The sequence below is a fragment of the Psychrobacter sp. CX90 genome (assembly GCF_057396305.2).
In genome coordinates this window covers 2,444,571-2,470,794 of the sequence record NZ_CM182008.1, presented here as the reverse complement: position 1 = coordinate 2,470,794, position 26,224 = coordinate 2,444,571, and the positions used below count along the sequence as shown (strand labels likewise).

The 26,224-nt window shown below is 39.4% G+C and carries 22 protein-coding genes; 12 read left to right on the top strand and 10 right to left on the bottom strand.

Annotation, left to right across the window (positions count from 1 at the left end; genetic code table 11):
- Positions 1-8: 8 nt before the first annotated feature.
- Together AC2SLN_RS09800 and AC2SLN_RS09795 are read right to left on the bottom strand one after the other, a co-directional pair.
- Positions 9-1,013 (bottom strand): IS110 family RNA-guided transposase, encoded by a 1,005-nt coding sequence (locus AC2SLN_RS09800; RefSeq protein ID WP_495057330.1) that lies wholly within the window; start codon positions 1,011-1,013, stop codon positions 9-11.
- A gap of 238 nt (positions 1,014-1,251) precedes the next feature.
- Positions 1,252-2,382 (bottom strand): sterol desaturase family protein, encoded by a 1,131-nt coding sequence (locus AC2SLN_RS09795; RefSeq protein WP_486550439.1) that lies wholly within the window; start codon positions 2,380-2,382, stop codon positions 1,252-1,254.
- Between the two features lie 170 nt (positions 2,383-2,552).
- Here AC2SLN_RS09795 and AC2SLN_RS09790 point away from each other — a divergent pair, with 170 nt between their 5' ends.
- Positions 2,553-2,885, top strand: a complete 333-nt coding sequence (locus AC2SLN_RS09790) for a hypothetical protein (protein ID WP_486550440.1) — start codon at positions 2,553-2,555, stop codon at positions 2,883-2,885.
- Positions 2,886-3,112: 227 nt separating this feature from the next.
- On the opposite strand, the gene AC2SLN_RS09785 is transcribed toward AC2SLN_RS09790, so the two are convergent.
- Both AC2SLN_RS09785 and AC2SLN_RS09780 read right to left on the bottom strand, forming a co-directional pair.
- Positions 3,113-5,320: a carboxypeptidase-like regulatory domain-containing protein gene (locus AC2SLN_RS09785; protein ID WP_486550442.1), complete on the bottom strand. Its 2,208-nt coding sequence runs from the start codon at positions 5,318-5,320 to the stop codon at positions 3,113-3,115.
- Positions 5,321-5,719: 399 nt separating this feature from the next.
- Positions 5,720-6,049: a hypothetical protein gene (locus AC2SLN_RS09780; protein ID WP_486550444.1), complete on the bottom strand. Its 330-nt coding sequence runs from the start codon at positions 6,047-6,049 to the stop codon at positions 5,720-5,722.
- Positions 6,050-6,646: 597 nt separating this feature from the next.
- On the opposite strand from AC2SLN_RS09780, the gene AC2SLN_RS09775 reads away from it, so the two are divergent.
- The gene (locus AC2SLN_RS09775) at positions 6,647-7,066 is read left to right on the top strand and encodes a hypothetical protein (RefSeq protein WP_486550446.1); all 420 of its coding nucleotides are present in this window, start codon (positions 6,647-6,649) and stop codon (positions 7,064-7,066) included.
- A gap of 189 nt (positions 7,067-7,255) precedes the next feature.
- Here AC2SLN_RS09775 and AC2SLN_RS09770 read toward each other — a convergent pair whose 3' ends face one another.
- Positions 7,256-8,095, bottom strand: coding sequence for a hypothetical protein (locus AC2SLN_RS09770; RefSeq protein WP_486550448.1), 840 nt, complete (start codon positions 8,093-8,095; stop codon positions 7,256-7,258).
- Between the two features lie 539 nt (positions 8,096-8,634).
- On the opposite strand from AC2SLN_RS09770, the gene AC2SLN_RS09765 reads away from it, so the two are divergent.
- Entirely contained in the window at positions 8,635-10,095 is a 1,461-nt protein-coding gene (locus tag AC2SLN_RS09765; RefSeq protein WP_495057332.1) for an MFS transporter, read from the top strand.
- A 298-nt stretch (positions 10,096-10,393) separates the two neighbouring features.
- Here AC2SLN_RS09765 and AC2SLN_RS09760 read toward each other — a convergent pair whose 3' ends face one another.
- Positions 10,394-12,250 (bottom strand): hypothetical protein, encoded by a 1,857-nt coding sequence (locus tag AC2SLN_RS09760; protein ID WP_486550451.1) that lies wholly within the window; start codon positions 12,248-12,250, stop codon positions 10,394-10,396.
- A gap of 435 nt (positions 12,251-12,685) precedes the next feature.
- On the bottom strand, positions 12,686-14,770 hold the full coding sequence (locus AC2SLN_RS09755) for a carboxypeptidase-like regulatory domain-containing protein (protein ID WP_486550452.1): 2,085 nt from the start codon (positions 14,768-14,770) through the stop codon (positions 12,686-12,688).
- A 373-nt stretch (positions 14,771-15,143) separates the two neighbouring features.
- Between AC2SLN_RS09755 and AC2SLN_RS09750 the strand changes: the two genes are divergently transcribed.
- On the top strand, positions 15,144-15,563 hold the full coding sequence (locus tag AC2SLN_RS09750) for a YbaN family protein (RefSeq protein ID WP_486550454.1): 420 nt from the start codon (positions 15,144-15,146) through the stop codon (positions 15,561-15,563).
- Positions 15,564-15,724: 161 nt separating this feature from the next.
- Here AC2SLN_RS09750 and AC2SLN_RS09745 read toward each other — a convergent pair whose 3' ends face one another.
- On the bottom strand, positions 15,725-16,186 hold the full coding sequence (locus AC2SLN_RS09745; protein ID WP_486550455.1) for a universal stress protein: 462 nt from the start codon (positions 16,184-16,186) through the stop codon (positions 15,725-15,727).
- Positions 16,187-16,799: 613 nt separating this feature from the next.
- Between AC2SLN_RS09745 and AC2SLN_RS09740 the strand changes: the two genes are divergently transcribed.
- The 3 genes from AC2SLN_RS09740 (at position 16,800) to mmsB (ending at position 19,877) form a co-directional block, all read left to right on the top strand.
- Positions 16,800-17,009, top strand: a complete 210-nt coding sequence (locus AC2SLN_RS09740; RefSeq protein ID WP_486530401.1) for a cold-shock protein — start codon at positions 16,800-16,802, stop codon at positions 17,007-17,009.
- Positions 17,010-17,321: 312 nt separating this feature from the next.
- Entirely contained in the window at positions 17,322-18,335 is a 1,014-nt protein-coding gene (locus tag AC2SLN_RS09735; RefSeq protein ID WP_486550457.1) for a putative bifunctional lysylphosphatidylglycerol flippase/synthetase, read from the top strand.
- Between the two features lie 609 nt (positions 18,336-18,944).
- Positions 18,945-19,877, top strand: coding sequence for a 3-hydroxyisobutyrate dehydrogenase (gene mmsB, locus AC2SLN_RS09730; protein WP_486550459.1), 933 nt, complete (start codon positions 18,945-18,947; stop codon positions 19,875-19,877).
- Between the two features lie 290 nt (positions 19,878-20,167).
- Here mmsB and AC2SLN_RS09725 read toward each other — a convergent pair whose 3' ends face one another.
- Both AC2SLN_RS09725 and AC2SLN_RS09720 read right to left on the bottom strand, forming a co-directional pair.
- The gene (locus tag AC2SLN_RS09725; RefSeq protein WP_486550497.1) at positions 20,168-21,073 is read right to left on the bottom strand and encodes a histone deacetylase family protein; all 906 of its coding nucleotides are present in this window, start codon (positions 21,071-21,073) and stop codon (positions 20,168-20,170) included.
- A gap of 163 nt (positions 21,074-21,236) precedes the next feature.
- Entirely contained in the window at positions 21,237-22,286 is a 1,050-nt protein-coding gene (locus AC2SLN_RS09720; RefSeq protein WP_486550461.1) for a type III secretion system chaperone family protein, read from the bottom strand.
- Between the two features lie 206 nt (positions 22,287-22,492).
- On the opposite strand from AC2SLN_RS09720, the gene ccmA reads away from it, so the two are divergent.
- The 5 genes from ccmA to ccmE all read left to right on the top strand — a co-directional run bounded on the left by ccmA (position 22,493) and on the right by ccmE (position 26,177).
- Entirely contained in the window at positions 22,493-23,401 is a 909-nt protein-coding gene (gene ccmA, locus AC2SLN_RS09715; RefSeq protein ID WP_486550462.1) for a heme ABC exporter ATP-binding protein CcmA, read from the top strand.
- Positions 23,398-24,111, top strand: coding sequence for a heme exporter protein CcmB (locus AC2SLN_RS09710; RefSeq protein WP_486550464.1), 714 nt, complete (start codon positions 23,398-23,400; stop codon positions 24,109-24,111). The genes ccmA and AC2SLN_RS09710 overlap by 4 nt, the downstream gene beginning before the upstream one ends.
- Before the next feature lie 203 nt (positions 24,112-24,314).
- Positions 24,315-25,100: a heme ABC transporter permease gene (locus tag AC2SLN_RS09705; protein ID WP_486550465.1), complete on the top strand. Its 786-nt coding sequence runs from the start codon at positions 24,315-24,317 to the stop codon at positions 25,098-25,100.
- Positions 25,101-25,407: 307 nt separating this feature from the next.
- The gene (ccmD, locus tag AC2SLN_RS09700) at positions 25,408-25,608 is read left to right on the top strand and encodes a heme exporter protein CcmD (protein ID WP_486550467.1); all 201 of its coding nucleotides are present in this window, start codon (positions 25,408-25,410) and stop codon (positions 25,606-25,608) included.
- 41 nt (positions 25,609-25,649) lie between these two features.
- Positions 25,650-26,177: a cytochrome c maturation protein CcmE gene (ccmE, locus tag AC2SLN_RS09695; protein WP_486550469.1), complete on the top strand. Its 528-nt coding sequence runs from the start codon at positions 25,650-25,652 to the stop codon at positions 26,175-26,177.
- The last annotated feature ends 47 nt before the right edge of the window (positions 26,178-26,224 follow it).

Here is a 26,224-nt window from a genome sequence, read left to right as displayed (position 1 = left end):
AATTACTATTAAATAGCAACTTGAGGTTTGTATTTGCTTTGGTGCTTTATCACACCATAGCAAATCTGTAATAACTTTCTCATACCTGCTATCAAAGCCACTTTTTTGCATTTTCCTCTCTTCAGCAGTCGCTCATATAGTTGCTTAACATCAGGATTGCAACTAATTGCAGATAAAGCACACATAAACAACTTCGATCGTAGGTTGCCATCCCCTTTTTTACTAATACGGCTTCTTCCTTTAAAGATTCCTGACTGTATATGTATAGGGGTTAATCCAACAAATGAGGCACATTGTGAAGCATCCTTAAAGTCTTTAGATAGGAGTAACGACAATACATTCGGTGCGACTGTCTTACCTATGCTTGGAATGCTAACTAGGTTGTCATAGCCTGACTTTAAGTCAGGATGATTATCTATGTGTTTATCTATTTTGGCTTGGATGATCTCTATTTGTTCGTTATAAGTGTCTATCACTTGTTGTATAGATTGGGCGATATCGTTGTCATAGCTTTTTCTAGATTCAACTTTTTCTAAACGGTTGCTTTCTCGCTTTTTATCCGCCTTGAGCGTGTCTAAACGGTCTAGCAGATACTTGAGCTTCCTGACGTGCTCAGGTTCTGGCTCCCATGCTTTAGGGTGCCTTGTATAGGCGTATTGCACGAGTACGTACGCGTCTTGTTTGTCGGTTTTATGATGACTGCCGATGGCACCTGCAAATTGTTTGGCATATGCCGGATTAATAACGGCTACTGTGTAGCCTTTACTATGTAAATCATAGGCTAGGTTCTCATAGTATATGCCTGTGGCTTCCATGACGATAAGACACTCATCCGGTTTCTTGTTTGTGCTTTGCTTTGCTAGCCATTTGGTAAAGATTGCAAAGCCTTTTTCGTCATTAGTAAAGGTTTTGCTGTGGGCTTTGTTTTTAACTTTTTTACCGTCTCTGTTTAGCCATGTTGCGTCAAATTTAGCTTTGGATATGTCAATTCCAACGTATACTTGATAGGTCATTTCTTTGCATTTCCCTTGTGAATACAGTGTCTCTTAGTTTCAATTTCTAAGGCACTTTGATACCATTCAATTTAAAGAAATACAGGTAGAGGGCTTTATCTTTGCGTCGAGCTCTTTGGCTATAGCGGGATCACTAGCTCACTCTACCTGCTACCATAGCTATGGTTAACTCTTATCTATGGTTTTTTTAACATACAAGCGGGAACAGCTACCCTGTATTTAAACTAGGATAGCTAAATCAATTTGTCTTACGCTTTTCATTTTGCAGCGGATAGACCATTTGCGCCACAAAACCCTCAGGTACTTTTGTATTTGATGTCGTCCCATATTTTTTGGGTAGGTGAGCGGGCTGATGAGCGGTTTTGAATATCACATCATAAATGGGTAAAAATGCGGCAAAGTTTTTATCCCACGCCTCTTTTTCTGACGAGTGATGCCAATGATGGAACTCTGGCGTTGCAAGCAGCCAGCGAAAATAGGGAAAACGGAAACGGACGTTAGCGTGAATAAAAATGGCATGAAAAGAGATGAATACCAAATAAGCATAAGTTGCCGCTGGAGAGAAGCCCATAAATAATAACGGTATATAACCCACAAAACGGTTTACAATCAGCTCAAACACATGCACCCGACTCGCTGCCAGCCAGTCCATTTGATGCGAAGAATGGTGCACCGCATGGATGCGCCATAAAAACGGGACTTCGTGCATCGTGCGATGAATCCAGTAACTAAAGAAATCCACTACAATTAGAATTTCTATAAATTGCAGCACTAAAGGCTGACCGCTGACGAGCTGATGCCATGTGGGGTTGAGCCACTGGTTAAATAACATCTGTGCAGGAATGATGGTAAAAAAACTGAGTAGCTGAATACCCAAATGGCTAAACATAAAGTATTTAATGTCGGTTACCCAGCCAGATCGTAGCAGCTTTTGCTCTTTATATTTAGCATAAAACCGCTCCATTGGAATAAACACCAACGCCGAAATTAACAGGGTCAAAATAAAATAGTCCAAGCCTGCATAGACACTACGGTCGTAGTAATTGGGTTCAATCTGTCCTGAGGCGAGCAGCGCTGCAAGGGCATTGAGAAACATACCCGCCATGCCCCACCGTTTTGACGGATTACGCAGTAGGCTAATGACACCTGAGACAAAGCCAATAACGATACTGGCAAACAACATGCCTCGTAAAATATTTGTATCATATAAGGGTCTAAAATCTGGCGTGGTGAGCAGATTAGGGAATAAAAAACACAGCGCGGTAAGCGAGGTAAGGATACCTAAAGCCAAGGCAGTAAAGGCAGAGACTTGTCCTAATCCTTTTTTTATTTCTCGGTCTTCTAAATGTTTTCGCAGTAATTTGCTCATAGGTTCAATCTGTTAATACAATTTGAGTTTAATTTAGCATTGTTTAGCAAAAATTATCAAATTAATTGCCCAACATTGTTTGATAAATGATGGATGATTGACGCTGTATTGATGTGATTGAATCAAAACGAGCTCTTAGTATCTAATATTAGTTTACTCATGGCAAAAAAATGACAATATGGGCAACCACAGATAATGACACCTTATCAGACGCACAGCTTGTCGCTATTGCAAAGCAAGACGATCGCCAACCCGCATCAAATACATCGGGTACAATAATAGGTGTCCATAATGGCGTGAATGTCCTTGAAGAATTTCACTGTTCAGATTTGTGTCCCGAGAACACACTGAGAGTCGTTCATTACGATATCGAGGATAGTGCTCAATGCGAAAGTGTTGGCGGTGTCACTAAATCAATATTAACCCCGATTGCGATTACTGTTATGCCAAAAGACTATTGTTTCCCAGCCGTTATTGCCGACTATTGGGAAAGCTATCCTTAATAAGTGGTTTAAATCTAAATAGCCCCTGTTAGATAACTATCAGTAACCCGCAATCATTAATCAACAGCTTACTCTTAGTCATTAAAATTTAAGACCCAGACTTTAATCTTTACTCTAGTTGGAGTAAAAAAACGCCACTATAAAATGAGATGAACCCTCTAAGCTATGCCTAACTTAGGGGGTTCAAATCAAATTGAATGGGTCTTTAGTATAAACCCTCCATAACCTTAAACCTTAGGCAAAGTAATCTTACTAAGGGCTTCTAAAATCTGATCTTTAGCTGCTTTATTATAAATATCACAGTGTTGCTTTTCAGCATTGCTGACCGTTAACGCATTTGCTCTCACATAAATGCCTTCGTTATAAGTGCCATTGTCATAATTGATGACGGCTCTAGATATACCAGACGCATCAGTGGCCATTTCAGCCGTCCAATGTAGCGGGTTATTGTCAAACCATGAGCCACTTACCGTATTGACCAAAGGCTTCTGTATAGAAGCATAGTTTGCAGACTGTCCACTAATACTATAATATTCAATATAGTCACTATTGGTTTTTCTATTGGCTATTACTTTACAACTGGCCTGATTATCAAAAGTGCTGATGGCTTTAGGTAAACGATTTAAAGCGTTAATAATGTCAGAATTAGTATCCGTTTTAGGTAAACTTTTAAACAGTACCTCACCAATGCTTTGAGCTGCTAAAGAGTTATCTTTATAAGTCGTCACAATGCGTAAAGTGTCATAAAAATCTCTAATTAACTGATTATTTTTAAACGTAGTATCATAGCTAATAACCGCTGCAATGGCTGTTTGGTAATTGTCCATATTGTCTAAGTAGGGGCCTTTATAGTGTCCCCCTTGTTGGCTACTAGCAGAAATCCCGTTAGGGGTAATAATGTGACTCGACCAAAACCTATATTTGTCAACATACTGCGTGTTATCGGCAAACAAAGATTGCATAAAATAGTTGACGGAGTCGTAGTTACTATCTTTGTTATCAACATCAGCTTTTAACGTTTTATAAACGATATCTGTAACGGACGTAGCCGAAGGGTTATCTTCATCAACTTCTGAATCAGTAACGATATCAAACTGATAGCCCACTAAGTCATCTTGAGTGATCGGTAGGGTTAACGGTTGCTTAAATACGGCTGAAATTATAGAAGGTTTAACAATCGTCGGTAAATTAGCGAGTTGCTCAATAAAATCATTTTCTTGAGTGGTTAAAGTGACTTGCTCGCCTGTATCCCCTTTAGAAGTCACGATACATGCGCCATTATTGATATTATAAACCTCATTACGTGCTAACGCGGGTATGATAACGTTGTCAAAATCGACGATAGGGCCTACAGGCGCAAGTAGTAGAGGCGTATTAATAGGCACCGAAACTTTAAACGTCCCATCCTCCAAACTGGCATGTTTTATATAACCTTGACCGCCTATCATAGCGTCAAACAGGGTAGGAGATTGGTTGGAATCACTATCAATAACACAGCCAGTTACCACCGCAGAGTGTTCATTCAAGGGTATATTGATAGCCCAAATTCCAGTATGTGTCACTCGGCCTTCATAGTTTCCGTCGTCATTACGCTGCGCTACGCCCTCTTTTATCCAAGACATTTTGGCTTCATCATAATACCAAAGCGCGATAGTATCTAAGTTTTGATCGGTTAGTGTACTGGGGAACGTCAGCTCCACTTCCTTACCGTCTTTAATCGCTAAAGGTTGACCATCAGCATCATTCAATGTCATTTCAATCATGCCAACATTGGCAAGGTCGATCTTGTTACTGCCATCTTTATCTTGACCAGAGAATGGTTTGGCTAGGCTAAGCATACCCTTTGCCGTCTCTGGGTTATAATAATTTATGGATAGCTTTGCTGTACCGTTAAAAGCGCTACCGTCGGTATTAATGATGCTGTCGTATAAAGTGTCAAAGAAATTATAAACCTTAACGCCGGAATCAAGATGGGTAAGAATATCATCAGTTGATTCAACCAGTTCCGTATATTGATTTTCAGCCAAAGCAATGTCCAATGCATAAGCTTTGTTAGGCACAAAAGAGACTTCTTTTACCAGCGTTTGATACCCTGGCTTTTTGACCAATACGATACGGGTGTCGGTTCCAGTAACATTAGCAGCATCTATATCAAATTTATAGCTGCCAGACTTATCGGTTACAATCGTATTATCATCCAGTGTAACCTTGGCGTTTTGAAGCGGGGTACCATAGCTGTCTGTCACCACACCGCTAAGCACATTTAACTCAGTCGCTTCTGGTTTTGGTGGCACTGTCATGGGAGGGTTTTCAACAGAGGGCGATGTCGTATTAGAGCTACTACTATCTCCACCACCACCACATGCTGTCAGCATTAAAATAGACGTTAAGAGACTAGACGTTAAGAGGGTGGGTTTATTCATCAGTATGTTCATATAAGGGAAGACCTTTAATAGAGAAGTTTGAGTTGCAGATAAAGGAAATAGAACAAGTGAAAACTCAATAGTTTATCTAATATTACTGTTAATTAATAGACATAGTCATAGTTTTATGACACTGAGTATGAATAACCAGCTAACACCAGCTAACAATCATTGATTTATAGGCTACTTTATTAAACTATATAGTGTTGTATTGTCCACTTTACTCGATGGTTTAGTCGATTATTTAGTGTAAGCTAAATTAAAAGATTGTGTCGCCAATCTTTGAGAAGCATTAAACAATACATTAAAATTTAAAGTTTACCAATGCACTTTTATAAAGGTAGCTTTAATGGACTGAACCCCACATCTTGTAAGGTTATCTTAATTTTTAAAGCTTGTGATAAAAAACGGCTAATTTGTCGTCTTAGCTTTCAGTAACTTTAACTGTTCTAATAAAATCTCACGATTATAGCCTCTAAACTCCTCCCCACCACTCTCACGAATTTCAAACCCTTCAATGGCATCACTTGACGGCATTGTACCTGCATATTTCCCTTTATTATCTAGTACAAGCACAATGGGAGCGTAATATAGCTGGTTTATATCATATCCTGTCGTAGCTATAGCCTCATTACCATTAGCATAACTACCATCAATGGGAGCGACAACAAAATTATTCGCCACATACTTATTTAAAGCTTTGGCATCGCTAATATCCTTGGGTATTACTTTTTCACGCATCGCCCACGTTTGAATATCGCCGTCAGCGTAGCGCCATTCATCATCAAAAGTTTGAAATTGACCTTTAAAATAATTATCTATAACATGACACCAAATACACCATTCACCCCCATAAACAATGAGTACATTTTTAGACTCTATTTAAGCTTGTGCAATGGCAGAGTTGAGAATATCTACTTGGTCACCACATTCATCATACAATTTTGCGTTACCGTCTAGACAGTCATCAGGTAAGGTAGTTGGAAAATGAGTGATAGGAAGGGGAGAGGTAGAGTCATAATTATTGTTTTAGCTTAAGACTTGATGGTGTGTAGTGTCGTTAATTTGAGAGCAGCCAAATACCAGTGCGCTGGCTAAAATCATCAGATGCATTTTTTTGAAGGCCTTAAAGGTAAATGCCATTATTATTTTCTTAGAGTAATATTTACTTATCGTTAACTAATTGTTTTGATAGTTAAGTTTATAGAGTATAGAGTAAGTCGTTTAGTATCCAACAATAACCCTATTTAACGATAAGTAAAACCTGCCACAGCCCAAGTCCATAGTGGTTTATCGATTCTGCTATAGTGTAAAACAACACCTAATAGAGAAATGCTTATGTCCATCACTAAAAGCCTTACCAAAAACACCCTCAAACTACTCACAGCAAGCCTAATGCTTGCAAGTCTATCAGCATGCTTAACAACCCCCAATCATCCGACCACAGATAATGATACCTTATCAGACGCACAGCTTGTCGCTATTGCAAAGCAAGACGATCGCCAACCCGCATCGAATACATCAAGTGCAGTAATAGGTGTCCATAATGGCGTGAATGTCCTTGAAGAATTTCACTGTTCAGATTTGTGTCCCGAGAACACCCTGAGAGTCGTTCATTACGATATCGAGGATAGCGCCCAATGCGAGAGCGTCGGCGGGGTCACTAAATCAATATTAACCCCGATTGCGATTACTGTTATGCCAAAAGACTATTGTTTCCCAGCCGTTATTGCCGACTATTGGGAAAGCTATCCTTGATAAACAGTTTTAGATTTGAATAGCCCTTACTTAATAGCTAAACTTCCTACACAACTTCCCCTTAGTATCTAAAACTCATGTATTAAATAATCAGAATTTTAGTTTGCCTAGGGCTAAAAAAACGTTATAGCAATACGCTGTAACGGTTTTTTATACCTAAAATTTGTCTGCCAAGCTATATCTAAATGCTTACTCTGACTCATATAAGGGCATAAGAATCTCCTTGTACTTAAAACGTTCATCAACAGGCATCTTAAACACTTTTCCCGCAAACGGCGTCGATTTACCCCATTCAATCGTATTATCCGCCAAATTGATTAAATACAAGCTATGATATTGACCTTGTTGCGGCGTTGAAAACCCCGTGCCTGCTGAAGCGATGGCTGTAGTAACACCCACTGCCATTGAATAGCCAAACGAAGGTTTAGAGCCACTGACCATTGACACGAAAACTTTGTTTGTGCCAAGCAAGTTTTGCAATTTATTTGACGTCGCTGCATCCAAACCTAAATTAATACTGGTACCCTTTGCCTCAATGCTGGCTTTACGTTTATCCTTATCTAGCACCTTAAATAAGTTTAAATAGGCTTGATTGGTGGCGGCATCAAACGTATTGGTTGAGCCTAACAGCGGATACTCGGTGTTCAGCTTATCCTTGGCATCAGCGGTTACCAAAATATCTACTTTAGTTGAATCCTCTTTAGATATAGTCCCGCATACGAATGGCGCAACCGTATTTGCAACCGTCAGTCCTTTTTCACTGAGTGCCTCTCTTACCGTATGCATCATTGCAATTGAGGCTAAATCTGACTGCTGATATAAAATGTCATCTTTGCCCATTTCTATACGCACCAAACAGCCATCGCTGACGATACTAACAGGTTGCGACTTTAGAGATTGTTGGGTGTTGTTATAAGCCAAGCGGGATTGTGGAGTTGAGGTTGTTGCACAACCGCTTAAGGCAGTTATAGTGGCTAATGCAAGTGGTAACATCAAATTTTTGATAGGGTTTTTAGTTTGAAAAGTCATACTTATCCTTCTTGTGTATCACTATGGCGATTTATTTCTAATCACTCAAAATATCTTTAACAATGATTTGATTCATTAACAAATATCGAGTTAACTACCGAGCTTATTAATTATGCCTTATTTATAATCATATTGACTATCCCTTAATCAATTTTAAGACAGTCATGAGCATGGAGGTACGTGAGCATGTTGGTATGCATACAAGAGCAAGAAGTTGTAACGGTTTTCTTATTTATCACCATTGCTATATCGGTCAATATAAGTGTCATCTAAATAAATAACTAAGGATAACGCATGATGACAACTATTAAACTGGCACTAGCCTTAATTCTAACCAGTCCATTATTATTAACAGCTTGCACCGTTTCAGGGCTTGCAGGTGTCGGTGTCTAGAGGGATGAAGTCATTCTGGAGACACGACTCACGAAAAAACACTTATTTATCAGTGAGTTTATGAGGTTTTAGGCTTATAATGCCGCCTGAAATGAATAACTAGATAATAAAATAGGTGGCGTGTGTTTAATAAAAGAAACTTAGCCATGATGTTTTGCCAAATGGCATTTGGCTTATCTTTTTACGGTGTTATGATTGTTTTAACACCATTTTTTTTGGAAGAATTAAAATATAGCGAAGCTGATACCTTAATGGTCATTGGTGCGTTTTCTGCAGTGGGTACTTTATTCTCTATTGCAGGCGGCATGATTGGCGACCGTTTGCTCGGGGCTTATCGCTCATTAACCATTGGCTATGTCACTTTTACAGCAGGCTATTTGCTATTAACGATTAGTGCGCTCGGTACAAACATTCCCATGAGTTTGATGGGTATAGCACTTGCCAGTTATGGCCGTGGTCTTATGTCGACAAACTACCCAACCTTATTTAAAACGACCTTTAATTCTCAAGAAGACTTTGAAAAAGTGTACCCCATAAACTATTCTGTGAATAATGTGGGCGCATTTTTGGGTCAGTATATTTTTCCCTTCTTAACCTTAGTTATCGCTTATAAAGGCAACTTTATGCTGGCGGCGCTTATGTGTGGGCTGGGTGTATTGTCCTTACTGTTAGTGCGTAAGCCGTTGGTTGCTGGCGCAGATGATATTGATAGAACGCCTGTACCTATAAGCAACTGGATAAAATTTATTGGTTTAAGTACCGCTATGTTGGCGGTTGTTTTCTATATGTTCAACGATATGGATACAGGGCAATACATTGTGTATGCTATCAGTACGGTTGCCATTGGTTATTTCATCTTTTTGATGCTTAAAGCAGCGCGCTCAACCATGCTACGGATGGGCACTATTTTAATCATGATATTTTTGACGATTGCCTTCTTTGTTTATTATGGGCAAGTCATGACCTCGATGAATATAGTGGCAATCAACACTATGCGGGGTGATTTATTCGGCATCATCCCCATTCAGCCAGAGGGCTCTATGGTAATGAATCCGTTGTGGTGTGCGGTTGCTGGTCCGGTCATTGCCTTTATTACTAATCGCTTAGAGAAGCGTAATATGTTTTTTAGTACACCAACCAAGGTTGGGTTTGCTTTTATTTTTACCACCATATCTTTTGCTGTTTTGACAATGGCCATGCAAACGATAGGCGAAGAGGCTGTGTTAAGTCCAGAAATATTTTTAGTTGTGCATTTCTTCCAAGCATTTTCAGAAGTGATTGTGGGGAGTTTGGTAGTTGCTTATATTTTGTCCGTTGCTCCTAAAAATATATCTAGCTTTTCAGTGAGCTTATTTATGGTAGCGATGGCGGTAAGTGGCATTATTGGTGCGGTATTATCGACATCAATTGCACTAGACAAAGGCACCAAGTTAACACAAGCCATTGCGGTTGAAAGCTATGGTGGATTTTTCATGATGTTAACGCTATTTGCAGCAGGTATTACTGTTATTGCCTTTTTATCGTCCTACCTCATTAAAAAGATGCTGGCAGCAGCAGATAAGTGGGAAAAACAAAACCCTGAGGTAGATACTAACCCTGTGGCTTAAGCGGTTCATTGACCCACTGAGCAAGATAGTTTTTAATCACTTATTGATAGATATTTATGCAAGATTAATAGTATCTAAATACACTGTTAACGTCATAATGTTCACATCACTATCTCACTAACACGGGTTTAAAAAATGTGTACTCAGTTTGATCACAGCAACTTGAGTGACGAGCTATCAAGTACTGGATACGCTCAATCCAGTCACGCCCAAATCTAGTTAATTGTTAACCCTCAAATTAAAATCCGCCCATAGTATGCTATGGGCGGGTTTTCTCATAATCATACCACTTAAGATTTTAACTCAATATATACGCTGAGATATTATGAGTGACCACTCCGACATCGCCATTTTCAGGATTCATCCAACGAATCTGGTATATAGGCTTCTTCTTAGTACCTATTTGCACTGAATACAATATATATTTACCGTCTTGTGTCCACTGCATACCTAATAAGTCTCCCCCTTGTTCAAGCATGCCAGCGTATTCTATGCTTTGCTTATCGTAGTTTTCAATGTACATCGCAGTGTACTGTAAATTTTTTGCGTTGTCGTGACCATTGTCATAGTCATCAAGAGTAGGTTCAGCAATCATTGCTAACTTTTTACTGTCTGGCGACCAAGCGATATCTTTGGCACTAAAGTTGAATGATTTATCGAGATTGGGCTTACCATCCTTATCGGCAAAGACAACGTTTTCATCGTACTTGCTACGGTCATAGTTGATAACCGCCAGTTTGCCATCAGGAGCGAAAGTGCCTCTTGTACCGCTTATGTTACCAATTTTTCTTTTACCACTATGGTCATAAATATCGACAAAAGTATGAGCGGAAGTGCCTACGGGTCCGCTAGGCGTCCAGAACATTGAACCGGCACTAAAGGCGATGCGATCTTGTGCTTTGTTGGCAGATATTTTGCTGAGCTCGTAACCGGTCGCATAAGTGCTTTCGCCATCTCCATCGGCATAAAACATCCCAGGTATACCTTCAAACTTAGTTGGGAAAGGCTTAACTTCTGGTTTTAATAAATTAAACGACCAAAGATTAAACCCTTTTGCAGGCAGTACTCTGCTATCTGTAGGGGTGGCAGGATTATAATAATAGGTACTACCAAGCAGTTCAAAGTCATCACTGTATTTACCGACGACATCAAATGCTTTTCCAGCATCTCTTTCGTAATATAGATCACGTCCACCAACAGTCATTGACGCAATGGCACGTTTATTACTATCCCAGATAAGCACACGATCTAGGCTATTGCGTAAATCAGCCGGCATAGGCTTAAAAGGGTGTAAGAGCTCACGCCCATTAACCAATCTGACATCGTCAATATAGATTTCAGTTTTATCTAGGAATTCGCTATAAAATGTCAGTTTCAGGTTGTCGTAGCTTACCGGTACGCCATACTCTTTCATCAGCTTTTCAAGATCGGCACGGGTAAAGGTATATTTAAATGTTGACCAACCATGAATATGCAATGGCAGTTCGCCTATTTTCATACCGCTAAAAAACTCAGGTTTTATATTACTATCATAACTGATATGAATGCTAAGCTTTGACTTCTCTAAGTTTTCGATGTCATTAGATTTGGCTTTAAAGCTCAAGGTGTACTCATCAGCAGTGGGGTCAAGGTTAAAATCGGTTTCAAAGATAGCTTGACCATCAAACTCGACACAACTGGCTTGTTCTTCCGTTTCGGGATCATAACTGGTAAATCGGGCGGCCTTCTTACCAGTTGGCGCATCTGCTAACGTCACAACTTGTGCAAGCTTGCCACAGCGACGCCAATTATTTTTAATCGGCTGCTCAAAGCTGGCATTTTGAATTAAGTTAGGCGCAGGCGTTGGTAGTGCAGGTATTTTGCTTGCATCATAGACATCAGCTATATCCGCTTTTGGATTAGTCGGATTTTTAGGGTCTGTTGGATTTTTAGGGTTAGTAGGGTTTTTAGGATCTGTTGGTTTTGGATTAGTCGGCTTTGGATCCGTTGGGTTTTTAGGATTAGTTGGATTAGTTGGGTCAGGTTTAGGTACGGTTTTTCCGCCATCAGAACCACCGCCTGAATCCCCACCACAGGCTGCTAAAGAGAGGGATATAAACGTGGCTAAAAGCGTTTTACTGAGCCTATTTCCTGAGTAATTTATAAGTTTGTTCATGAAAATGTCCTTTTAATTGAAATGTCTGAGGTTGCTTAAGTCTCGTTAACAATTAACACTCACATAAAACTATTAAAAACGTGATTTAAAGCTAGACGTATACTTCTCTCCGAGTAGACTGTAGGAGTAGTTACTTTCAATAAATATTAATATAACAATACAGCAAGCATAATATATTAAATTAACATGTAAGAAATATGACAGTAATTAAATGGATATTAAATTAATTTTTCAAGGTTATATCGTGTCAATCAATCCTCTATGATTGGCTTATTTAGCGATAAAGAAGGTCGAAAGATACAATTCATCATTTCTTAAACCCTAACTCTATTTTCTATTGTTCTTATACGCTAATTCTATTTTGTATGACAAAGAAAAACCGCCCATACTATGCTATGGGCGGTTGGTTTAATAAGTAAGACTGTTTAAAGAGGGTTAAAGGGTGGGATAGGCGGTACGCAAGGCATCTAGAATTTGATCTTTAGCCGCTTCGTTATAGTAAGCACAAGTGTTTTGATCCTCAACACTCAGATTTTCAAACCCACTCTTCGTATATTCGCCACTATATACTAAGCCATTAGATTCAACGATGGCTTCAAATATGCCGTCATCATCCGCTTCTCTGCCAGCAGCCCAAGGGATACCTGCCCATGTACCTTTAATGGGGTTAATATCTAAGAGGCTGGCTTCTTTATCAAAATCACTATTGTATTCAGGCTCAGAGAAGGAGATGTGATCCATATTATTATTTATAGAACGTATAACCTTGCAACTGGCATTGCCACTGAAAGTACCTTTGGAAAAAGGCAAGTTGTTTAAAGTAGTAACAATAGAGTTAGGAAAGTCTTCTATATCAGTATTGTAAGATAATACATCACCAATTTTTAGACCAGATAGCGACTTATCGTTAAAGGTAAGTACGCTTCTGAAGCCGTTATCTAGAGTATGTACAAGTTGGTTGCCTCTAACGGTTGTACCCAGTATTTGATATTCAATCTTGTTATTATCGACAACAGATACTGAGCTTTCTTGACTCAAGCCCTGACGGGTAAGTATTTGACCATCATATGAAGTATCTTCGGCGATGTTTTCGGAGTTGACTGTTGTATATAAAGACTCAAGGTAATAGGCAACACTGTCAGTTAATGCACGAAACGTATTAAAATATACATTTTCAAGCTTAGAATCAGAGTCTGTATCAATCTCAAAAGCATATCCAATGATACCCTCTTTATTTTGTTCTAATGGTGGTCGGAATGGGGTTTTAGGTGTAATAGGCTTTGGATCGGGTGTGACAACTATAGGCGCAGCAGGTAGTGATGACATAAAGTCATTTGTGATAGTGAAGAAGCTATCATAACTGGTTTTAGTAGCCTCAATACAATTACCGTCATTAATTTTATATACGGCATTCTGAGCTAGAGCAGGGATTTTAATAGCATTAAAGCTGTTGTTGTCAAAGGCAGGTACTAAGGTTAGAGGTGTGTTCATAGGCACTTGCACGCTAAAGTTACCCTTAGCGTCAATACTGCCAGAGTTTTTAAAACCCCGACCTTTAATAGTAGCGAACACTCCTGCAGTTCTACGTTTTTTAGTGTCATGGTCAATAAAGCACCCTTCGACCAAAGCAGGGTATAGGCCCACTGGAATATCTAGGTTCCATAAAGTAAAGTGAGATACTTTGCCGGTATAACTACCGTCTGCTTGACGCGTTGCGACACCATCTTTAACCCAGATTAGTTTGTCTTCATCGTAATACCATAATGGTATAGCCTCTAAATCTTGATCCGTTGAAGCTTCAGGGAACTCTAGCGTTGCTTTTGCGCCATCTTTAAGGTCTAACTCTGCACCTGTACTTGGGTTAGTCAATTTAACATCAATGACACCAACAGTGACTAAGCTTGTCTCATTACTACCATCAGCATTCTGACCTGCAAAAGGCTGGGCAAATGCTTGCGCACCCTCGATAGAGTCTGGATTGTAGTAGTTAGCGGCAATGTTAACGGTTCCAGAATAGGGGTTGCCATCAGCATCCACTACACTGTTAGCAGGAATAGTTACTTTAGCGCCTGACACAGGTAAATTATCGATACCTGTGCTAGCCACAAAAGCAGTCGTTACTTGATCTGCTGACAGCTGTATATCGAGTTTGTAAGCGCCCTCTTTAGTCGCAGCTATCTCTCGTGCCGTGGTTAAATACCCCGCTTTTTTAACCAGTACCACTATATTGTCATTGTCGTCGTCAGCATCTAGAATTGTGGAATAACCACCGTTATTATCGGTGGTTAACGTCTTATTACCAAATTTTATAGTGGCACCAGCTAGCGGATTCCCCGAGTTATTAGTGACCTGACCTTCCAATGATATGCCTTTAGAATCTACTGTATCATCCGGAGTACCATCATTGGGAGTACCAATATCAGGGTTGATTTTGGCATTACTTGAGTCATCGCCACCACAGCCAGTCAAACTAAGTGCTGCTATGATAATACTTACTGTTAGTATATTAAATTTATTCATCAGTCTATCTTTTATTATTAAGTAGGGTTAAGAGAAGAGGCTTATCGAGTCTTTAGTTGCATATAGCGCCAGTAGGCCACACTAATAAGTAGTAGACCCTAATGACGATAAAATCAAAGTCAACTGCTTGATAGAAATCTTGTTAAGAGTTTCTTACAGTAGTGTCTATTTGAGGTATCTGTTCTAAATAATAACTTTTAATATAGATAGGGTCAATCTCAAAGATTTGCTTAGAATGTATAACAGTGCTGCTTGAGCCTTTCAGCATATTTATAGAAAAAAGAAAGTGCAGCAGTGTTCGATTTTATATATTGTAGATTTTGCCAATATATTAAAGAGCGCTATTTAAGTTTGAATTTAATCCTGAGGACTTATGACCGAACCCAACAAAACTCAATACACTGGCAAGATTAACCCTTCCAAATACGCGCACATGCGCTGGATATATTTAGTATTGGGATTTTTATTTTTTATTTTAGGCGTTATCGGTGCTGTATTGCCAGTCATGCCAACGGCGCCATTCATTTTGCTGGCCGCGGCTTGTTGGGCTAGGGGGTCTAAACGCTTTTATCTTTGGTTGATTAATCATGGATATATGGGAAAATATGTCCGAGATTGGGAGGATCATCGAGCAGTGCCACGCCAAGCGAAATGGCTGGCGTGTATAATGATGACTATCTCAGGCACCATGCTCTTCTTTACCATACCCGATAAGTATATTTGGGTGGCATGGATGGTCGCTTTGGTATGCTTAAGCGTGGGTGTTTATTTATGGCGCTTCCCTGATGCCTGACTTCCCCAATGCTATGAGTACCGAACAAAAAGATTGAGTAAAGACCTAAAAGGCTATTCATTGCTAATGTTGAGCAATTAATAGCAGGAAGCGGACAATAAACTTTATTTATTGAAGTATTATAAGCCACGCTACGCACTAATTATGAGCTATTTGCTAATTTAGTCTTTTACAGGTTTATCAAGTTTAACAACCAACACATCACAAGGTACATTAGGCATAATATTATCGACTGTTGCCCCGTTAATCCAAGCAGACAAGCCATGACGCTCATGTCGACCAATGATGATTAAATCTACATTGTTTTTTGTGCAGTAGGTAATAATACCTTCACTACTCGAAATAGCAGTCGTTACTTCCTGACTATCTGCATCCAAGCCATTGCGCTGTAAAAACTTGACCATTTTAGTTTTCGCATTTTCACAACGTTCATCGTCTATTTCATCGTAAAGACTCGCAGCAGGCACCATTTCATAACCAAACCCAACAACGGTGTCTTTTACGATATGTAGTACAGAAAGATGAGCGTTATCTTGACGCGAATGAATGTATTTGGTTTTTCTAGCGACGATATCAGCATCTGCACGTAGGTCAGTAACTAACAGAATATGTTGATAGTTCATAGTGATACCTATAAATGAATAAAAAAGGATTGGAGTAGGAGAGGCGGTAAGTCCTATTAAAGACTCGTTTCTATAATATATGACAAATGCAGCTCGTGTATAGCTAAGTCGCCAAGTCGTGTATAGCAAAATAGCATCTAGAAAAATAGTATTTAAAAAAAATAGTATCTAGTAAGTAAAACAAATAGTATCTAAGCAATACAGAGTTGAATTTAACCTGCCTTTAGTATGTCTGGTTGGTATGTATTAAAAGGCAATGATGACTTTAACTAATTTAGTCAATATTCCATGAACATACCTTTACTGTCAATAGGAGGGACAATTCAATGGAACTACTCACTATTTTATTTATTCCAGGCCTTCGACAGTAAGCAGTGAGGATAACTATAGAATATTATTCTACCAAAAATTTAAAACCATTAAAGTTATTTAAAAATAAAGCTTGCGTTAATCCTAAACCCAGCATATACTGTGCTCCTGCTTAAGAGAAGTCCTGCAGCAAATCATTACCTCGTAGTATTAGCATTAATCCTTCGTTTTAAGATTTACCGTTCAGTAGCTCCAAGCGTTACCGGTCAATATGACCATCATGTTTTAAAATTAGGATATATATATGTCAGATACTATTAAAGGTACAGTAAAGTGGTTTAACGAAGCTAAAGGTTTTGGCTTTATCGCTCCAGAAACTGGCGCAGACGTTTTTGCTCATTATAGCGAAATCGCTAGCTCAGGTTTCAAAACCTTAGCGGAAGGCCAAGAAGTTGAGTTCACAGTAACTCAAGGTGCTAAAGGCCCACAAGCCCACGGTATCACAGCTATCTAATAGCCAGACAACTTAGAGTCATATCAATTTATTGAAACGACTCTAAATCAGTCAAAAAGAAACGAGCCATTGGCTCGTTTTTTTTGGTTTACACTTTCGTGTTTAAAATTTTCGAACAGCAATCATACTATGTTTTAAAGTTTTTTTCTAATAACAGGGCATGCCCTAGCTTAAAGGCTTTTGATTCGTGTATTATGTCATGTTTAAATCAGCTGCCTTATCTTAAATTAATGCTTATTCCGTAAAAACGAATAGCGCAGTTTACTGCAAAATCGGGTATGATAAAGCCTGAGTGTTGTTTAAACTAAAAATATGTCATTAAACCTAAAAACAGTCTTGACCCCTAAAGTTATTTTATTGCGAAGTGCACTATTTTTAGTCACTTTGGCGATATTTATACTGGCTATCAAGACCTTATATGGATTAACGCAGAGTATTAAGTTTTTTGACGTATTATCAGCGCTAGAACAAATTCCTAACACAGATATATTTCTTGCTACCCTCATCGTCGCTTTTGGTTATTTGATATTGACCTTATACGATGCGATTGCCTTCAAACATATGAAAATAACTTTACCGTTTCGTAAAGTTGCCTTAACCTCATTTGTCGCATACGCCATTGGGCATACCATTGGATTGGCAGTATTGTCGGCGTCCGGTGTGCGCTTTAGAATGTATCGGGCCAATAATATTAAAGCTGAGAACATTGCCAATGTGGTATGGCTGGTATCTATGGCATTTACCTTTGGTATTACAACCTTAGTGGCTCTATCTTTAGCCATAAATCCACAGGCGACTGTGATTATGATGAGTCAAATTGATGTTCAAATGGCCGAAATGTCTGTTAGTGTGCCTAGAGTTTTTCGTGATGCAGGAGCAATTCGCGGATTAGGGATTGGGTTATTGTTATTAGTAGTTAGTATTGTGGCGTGGTCAGGAACGGCAGGTCGGCACGTTAAAATTAAGGGTTGGCGGTTTGACTTACCCCCTGCGGGGATGCTAGTCAAGCAAATTGTTATCTCAATTATTGATTTGGCGAGTGTGGCTTTTGTTTTGTATATGTTGTTACCACACGGTGTCGGCATTGGTTATCTAACGGTGTTTTCTGCCTTTGTACAGTCTATGATATTAGCAATTTTAAGTCATGTCCCCGGCGGTTTAGGGGTGTTTGAGTTGACGATGATTGCCTCCTTGCCACAAGTGGATAAAGCTTATCTACTTGCTGTATTACTGGTATTTCGGATACTGTACTACATCCTACCTTTTCTACTTGCTATTATGTTTTTCATCGCACATGAGATTTGGCTGAGATGGCGCCCTCGTTAAGTAATAGCATTCCATCTGTGAGCTATTTATGCCTCATTACCCCTTTACCATGCTCTACCTTATTTTGACTGAATGTCCTGCTGATACGATAAGTAGAGCTAAATGCTAAATGCTTTATGTTGCCTGCTTAACTGTTTAGATTTTCTTAGGTAATCACTGGTTAACGACAGACCCTACTCAGGCTCCAGTATTGCCTCATTGAGCTTCGGACTATGTTGATTACGATTATTTTTAATTACTTGAGCGCATATGCCAAAATTTTAATGACTATTTAATTACTAGCATTGCGATATATGTTACGGTAGGGCAGTAGAAGTAAGAATTTGTATTTATAACCGCTAATTGGCTATTTTCGCCTAAAATAAGCCACTACTTCGTTAAAATTGGATTAAATAAAGTGACTATTCAACCCGAGCTTTTAACTCGATAATGCCTCGTATTGACTTATTTTATTCTAAAAACCCCCTAACTTTAGCTTATAAATATAGGTTCTAAAGTAAATTGAGAGGTTGGCTTCTAATGCTTATCTTAAAATGAGCTGAGTTAATATGATGATTGAATGATCATAAAATTAAAAATAGGTAAGTTGCTGTCGTAGGGAGATGACAAATGGCTAAAGCAAAAATTGTATTTATTGGCTTGGGTAATATGGGCGCACCTATGGTGCAGAACCTCGTCAAGCGTGGCCATGATGTTCGAGCATATGATATATCAAGTGTCGTTAGGGATTCTGTGGCAAAAACAGGTGTGACAGTGGTATCTTCACTTGAAGAGGCTTTATCAGGTGCCAATATGGTTGTCAGTATGCTGAGTGCCAGCGAACATGTTCAAGCACTTTATTTAGGTACAGATACCGAGGATAATAACAACCCAAATAAAGGGGTGTTTGAACAGCTTTCAAAAGGTACCTTAGTGATTGACTGTAGCACGATTGCAGTTGAGCAGGCCAAAAGTTTAGCCGCACAAGCCAATAAGCTAGGGATTGATTATGTGGATGCTCCGGTATCAGGCAGTATTGGCGGTGCAAGAGTTGCTAAGCTAACCTTCTTAGTGGGCGGCAATGATGCTTTATATGCTAAAGTTAAGCCTATTTTGATGTGTATGGGCACCAAAGTTCATCATGCAGGGCCTAGCGGTGCAGGTCAAGCGGCTAAGATTTGTAATAACATGATGCTCGGTATTATGATGAGCGGCGCTGCTGAAACGTTAAATTTAGGTCAGAAAAACGGTGTTAATCCTGCCGTTTTGACCGATATTATGATTCACAACTCTGGTCGCAATTGGGCGATAGAAGTTTATAACCCATATCCAGAAGTGATGTCAGTGGGTGTTCCATCGAATCGTAATTATATGAATGGTTTCTCGAGTGCTAATATGTACAAAGATTTAAATTTAGCGTTACAGGTTGCGCAAGCATCAGGTGCAAAATTACCAATGGGAGCGCGTGCAACTGAAGTATATAAAGCGCATATGGAAGAGCACGGTGATAAAGATTTTTCCAGCATCATGGCCTTGCATGATCCCTCTGTATTGGATCGTTAAATAAGCGCTATGCGGTTTTTTTACAGCCTGTTTTATTAGCAAATATTCTCTAATATTGTTTAGCCATTTGTCTGCCTTAATTGCGACTTATGGCCTGCGATTACTTAATGGCAGGATTATGTATAAAGCGGTTGTTTATAAAGGCTTTGTATTCAAAAATAGTGTATGGCAAAGTTGTATATCAATGATACAGCCCTTTTTATGCTTAGTGGAGCGTATGCTGAGCGGGGAATATGTTAAATAGACGCTATTTGATGACTCAATTTTTACTTACTCAGTTCATTCTTACTCTATTTCGAAAAAATTGCTTTAGCCAATCTAAAGGTATTGCAATGAGCTTCGATGACATCCTCAATATCTGCTGAATAACCGCCACCCATGACCACTGCAATGGGAATATTATGGGTTTTTGCTTGATTCAACACAAATTCATCACGTCTCTTACACCCCGCTAAGGTCAGTGCCAACTTACCGAGCTTATCCGTTTTTAACACATCGACTGCGGATTGATAAAATATCATATCGGGCTGATGTTGCTTGAGAAGTCGGGGTAACGTCTGTTTTAATGTATTCAAATAGGTTTCGTCATCGGTATCATTCGGTAAAGCAATATCTAAGTCAGAAGGCGGTTTACGAAACGGATAATTTTTATCCCCATGCATACTAAAGACAAACACTCTTGGCTCTTGCGCCATGATAGAGGCGTTACCATTACCTTGATGAACATCTAAATCCACTATCAGTATTTTATGGGCTTCTCCGCGCGCCAGTAGAAGATTGCTTGCAATACAAACATCATTGAACACGCAAAACCCCTCACCGTGATCAGCAAAGGCATGATGTGTACCGCCTGCTATATTTAATGACACGCCATACTCTTTTGCAAACAGCGCACACTCATAGGTGGCATGCGCAATATAACGGCCTCGGTTGACCAACTCAGGCGTCATCTCAAAACCAATGGCTCTGGCTTCTTTACGAGTGAGTGTTTGGTGCTTAAGCTTATCCCAATATTCTGAAGTATGGGTGGTTAATATCTCTGCTTCACTCAGCCTTTTGGGAGCAAAAAAGTTATCTTCTGTGAGCGTACCTTCTCTGATTAAACGTTCTGGAATAAGGGTATATTTTTGCATTGGAAAACGATGATTTTCAGGTACGTTATATTTATAAATAGGCGAGTAGGCGACTTTTAGCATAGGGTTTGGGAATAGGGCTTTCGGCAATAGGATTTCAAGGAGTATAGTTTTAAAGAGAATAGTTATAAAGAGTATAGCGTTATCAATACAGTTCGTTTTTACAAATACAGTTGCAAGACAACTGTATTATGGTGTGGCCTAAGAAACAATCAGGTTGTATGGGTTACTGTATAGTATCGGTTACCATATAAAAAGTATGTTCTTTTTGTGCTTTATACAGCTGCTCAAGGGTATTTTCCAATTCAAACTTTGCGGCATCACTCATAACCAGCTCACTAAATAGAGGCGAGAACGACGAGGTCATCGCTATGACGCCTTTTAATAAGAAATTAATAACCTTAGGTGGAATGCTCCCCTCGTTGGTATCGATAATGGGCTCCAAATCTAAAGCATTTTTAAAGCGAATTTCGCCATCGCGAATGTCGATCTCAACATTCCCTAACATCATGTCATAGTTAATCTGTGCTGCCAGTGTTAATCCAGCACTTAAATGTGACTTGGGCAAATGAAATGGCAAAATACCGTACATAGCGAGTAGTTGGGTATGTTCATGAATACGAATGACGCATCCCCACTCCATAATACTGGCGCTGCTATGAGAATCATCCTCATTTTCGAGCTGAAAATTATGACCAGACTGGTTGTTGGTTGGCTCGCTATAATGTTTCATCGCCATCGAAATATGGTGCACATTATGACGGCGTGAGTGGCTGTCTTGTGCTGTATTTTGGTTTGTATCATTCGTTAGGGAATCAGCTATGAAGTCATCGTCACGCTGCCGAGTCTGTTGGCTAGTCGGTTTATGATAATGATACGATAGGTTATTGGTCTCTAAAAACTCTAAAACAGCGTCGGTAATGGGCTGCTGAGAGGGTTTACGTTGTTTTTGATTGTGAATTAAATTGCTTGAGGTGTCAGGGTTAAAATTTACTGATTCTGAGGCTATTTTCTGAGTAGCCGATTGACGGGATAGGGGTGTAGGCTGGCTAACATCATCCTGTTTATTCAAAAAAAAGCGACCCTGGTTCACTTGTGAATCATTGTCTGCCTTCTGTATCTCTACTAATGCTGAGAGTGGATCAGACGAGTTAGAGGTCTTAGAGCGAGAAGAAGCATCAGAGTAAGAGGAGGCCTTCTTAACCGTCTTTTTTTGGTTAATAGTAAATATTTTTTTCAAACGTTGCCATAGTGTTTTCGGTTTATTTGAACTCATAATAGGACAATAGGTTAGTTATGGGTCGGGGTTTGTTATACTATTACTTTCAATGTGCTATTCACTTATATGACGTCGTTAAAACATATTGCAATAGTGGATAAGTCACAAAAAAAAGCCAGTGAATGCAAGCTGTCATCTCGCAGCTGTAGATTATGGGGATCTGCTCTTTAAGTCTCCTTTCTTATACCGCTTGATAAATATGTATGGTAAACCAAAAAATGCCACTGACACTTAAACAAATTGACCAAAGATCCAGTAAACTCAATAATTCTGAGGCTGGTAAGCCTGATGAGGGTTGTATATTAGAGCTAAGAGAGTTGACTGTACAACGTGGCGACTTTCCGCTTTGTCAGAAGGTAAATTTGTGTCTAAACTCTGGAGATATATGCCATCTAATTGGTGCAAATGGCACAGGTAAAACAACATTGATGATGCAGTTAGTAGGCTTATTACCGCTGATTGAGGGTAAAGTGTTTTATCAAGGTATTGAACAGATGCCCAATGCGCCGTTATATGTTTCTCATCAATTGGGCATACATCCAAGTCTGACAGTCTCTCAAAACCTTACTTTTTTGTTGAATCTTTACGGAATTAGTCCTAGCAGAGATGAGATCAATGATGCTTTAGATTGGGTAGGTTTAACTGGATTTGAGCATATGAGTAGCAATCAGCTGTCAGCAGGCCAAACTCGCCGAGTAACGCTAGCCCGCCTTTATTTAATGACCCCGCAACACACTCCTATCTGGTTACTTGATGAACCCTTTACTGCCTTAGATGTGAGTATGGTAGATAGAATGGGGCAACGCTTGCAGCAGTTTGCAAACTTAGGTGGGGCTGTGTTTATGACCAGCCATCAACAGGTTAATATCGCGACTAAACAATTAAATTTGTCTGATTTTGTGCCTGAATATATGTTAGATGAAGACTATATGCCATACAAGGGTAATGAAGATTTAGAGCAGAGCACAAATAGCGATCTTTGCAATAGTCCAACTGTCATAACTCATCATACCCGTCAGCAGGTAAATATCAATGAGCCATTAAATAACGCTGATAAAGTAAATAAGAAGGTAAATGAGAGCTTAAATAACAGGCGAGAGGTCTCAAAATGACAGAGCAAACATCTTTGGGCACCTCTCAGCATCATCACATAGGTATTGGAACACGGCAATTATGGCGGCGTGAATGGCAAGTTAAACAACAAGGTGCTGTACAGTGGCTATATCCATTAGTGCTATTTTTAGTCATTATTACTTTATTTCCATTAGCGGTTGGTAGTGAGCCACAATTGTTACAGCGTTTAGCCGTGCCTGCGGTATGGATAGCTGCTTTATTATCCTTAATAATGGGTGTTGAGGATCTATTTAAACCGACTTTTGATAATGGTACCTTGGCTCAGCTTGTGGTATCCAAGGCATCGCTGCCTATTTGGGTATTAGTAAGGTTGACCATTCATTGGATTTTTAGTAGTGGCTTGGTGGCAGTATTAAGTTTGCTTGCCGTGCCACTATTTGGTCTTTCTTGGGGTAATGCCGCAGTATTATTGATGTCAATCATAGTGGGTAGTCCAATGTTACTCATGCTCTCCGCAATTGCAAGTAGTCTAACGTTATCTCTAAAAAATGGTGCAGTAATGGTGCCACTTATTGCCTTACCAATGCAATTGCCCGTTTTGATATTTGCGACGGGGGCAGTGGATTTATATGCGTCAGAATTAAATGGCTTGCCTGTTTTCGCATTACTTGCTGCGGGTAGTATTGCCTCAATTATTATTATGCCTTGGGTAATTGCCATGACGCTTAAGATGTCATGGCTTAACTAGGTGCTTTTTTTGCTATAATAGTTTACCTACAAAGCTTAAGAGAAACTTCTAAGCGTGTATTAGGTAGATTATTACAACAATGGTTCACGATGATAACGGGTTTAATTACCTTAATTTTTATCTTATTGCTGGCATCTTAGAAGGTGCACTTAAAGCGTCTCTATAACCTAACTATTGTATTCTGGCTTACAAGGTCGTTTATTATGCCAAATGCCAAACCGACGTCAAAACCCAGCTTTTTATCTCGCTTGTGGCAAGGTTTTTTGATAACCGTAGGCACACGCGAGTTTTTTCGCATTTTTTCGCCTTGGGTTAAGTGGTTAGCTGGATTATCGGCAATACTTATTACTATGGGTAGTATTTGGGGGCTAGGTTTTGCTCCACCAGACTATTTACAAGGTAACAGTTACCGTATTATCTTCATTCATGTACCAGCAGCTGGTGCTGCATTATCTATCTATTTTGCGATGGCAATATTAGGGGTGATATTTTTGGTATGGAAAATCAAAACAGCTAATTTAGTTGCCCAAGCGCTTGCACCTATCGGTTTTCTGTTGTGCGTCTTAAGCTTAATTACGGGTTCTATCTGGGCTAAACCCACATGGGGAACCTTTTGGGTGTGGGACGCGAGATTAACATCGATGTTAATTCTGGCTTTTTTATATGCGGGTGTCATGGCTTTATTTGCTGCTTTTGAGCATACGCCTAACCGAGGTAAAGCGGCAGCAATTTTATCAGTGGTAGGTGCGGTTAATTTGCCTATTATTAAATATTCTGTTAATTGGTGGAATACCTTACATCAAGGTGCAACCATTACAATTACCGAAGCGCCAAAGATGTCTCTAGATATGCTAGCGCCCCTATTACTGATGATACTCGGTACCTATATATTGGTTGCGGCCTTAGCTATCTATCGAACCAATACTTTGATTTTAAATCGTGATCAGAATAAAGCATGGGTAAAAGAATATGTGCGTCAATTTCGTTAGAAAACGCCATCCCTTTGGTCAATGAGATATGTCATTACCATCAGTGAGTATTTTGAATCGTATGCAATGATAAAACAAACCTAAAATCTGCTAAAGGTTCTCTAAATGTCTATTAAACAACTCTAACAGCTAATATGAACAGAGATAACAGAGGACACCAAAAAACAGAATAAGCGAGTTTGAATAAGGTCATAGCTAGATCATTTTAAAGTTACATTGTATTTGAAAGATGTAAAAGCTATGGCATACGAGAGGTTGTAAATCTGACGTATTTAACCCGCTTAACGTCTAATTATAGGAGAGAGCAGTGCAGCCCTATTTTTATAGTGTTCAAGAATTTATCGCCATGGGAGAGCATGGTATTTACGTGTGGAGCACGTGGGGGCTTACTTTTGTTGTTGTTATCGGTTTTATTATACATAGCGTAATGCAGCGTCGTCGTTTAATAAAAACGTTGAATATTCAGCAAGCACGGCAACAACAACGTCAAAAGTCGACCCGCAGTTAACTCACTAATTAAACCAATTTTTATATATTATAGGCAATCCTATGAATGCTGTTCGCCGTAAAAAACTTATTTGGGTCGCTGCCACATTGGCAGGCGCTATCATTGCCGTCGTGTTAGTTATTTATGCGATTGATCAACAAACCGACTACTATTATGATCCAACTGCAATTGCGTCTGGAGAAGCACCACAAAATAAACGAATTCGTGCAGGTGGTATGGTTGTTCAAGATAGTGTTAAACGTGATCCAAACAATGATTTAAAAGTACAGTTTGAGATTACTGACTTTGGTGCCACTGTCCCTGTTACTTACCAAGGCATTTTGCCAGATTTATTCGCTGAAAATTCAGGGGTGGTTGCCACTGGAAAAATGCAGGGAGATGTTTTTGTTGCCAGTGAGGTATTAGCGAAGCACGATGAAAACTATATGCCGCCTGAAGTGGCTGCTTCTTTAAAGAATAAGCATGTCGACAAGGGAGTTTCTCCAGATTCTGAACAATTTATCCCAGCTATACCGGTAAAGAAAAAGTCAGAAATGGGAAATCACTCAATGCAAACTTTAGAGCAATAAGCGATATTTTTTATTTTATCGGCTAAATAGTGTGTTGAGCCTATGTA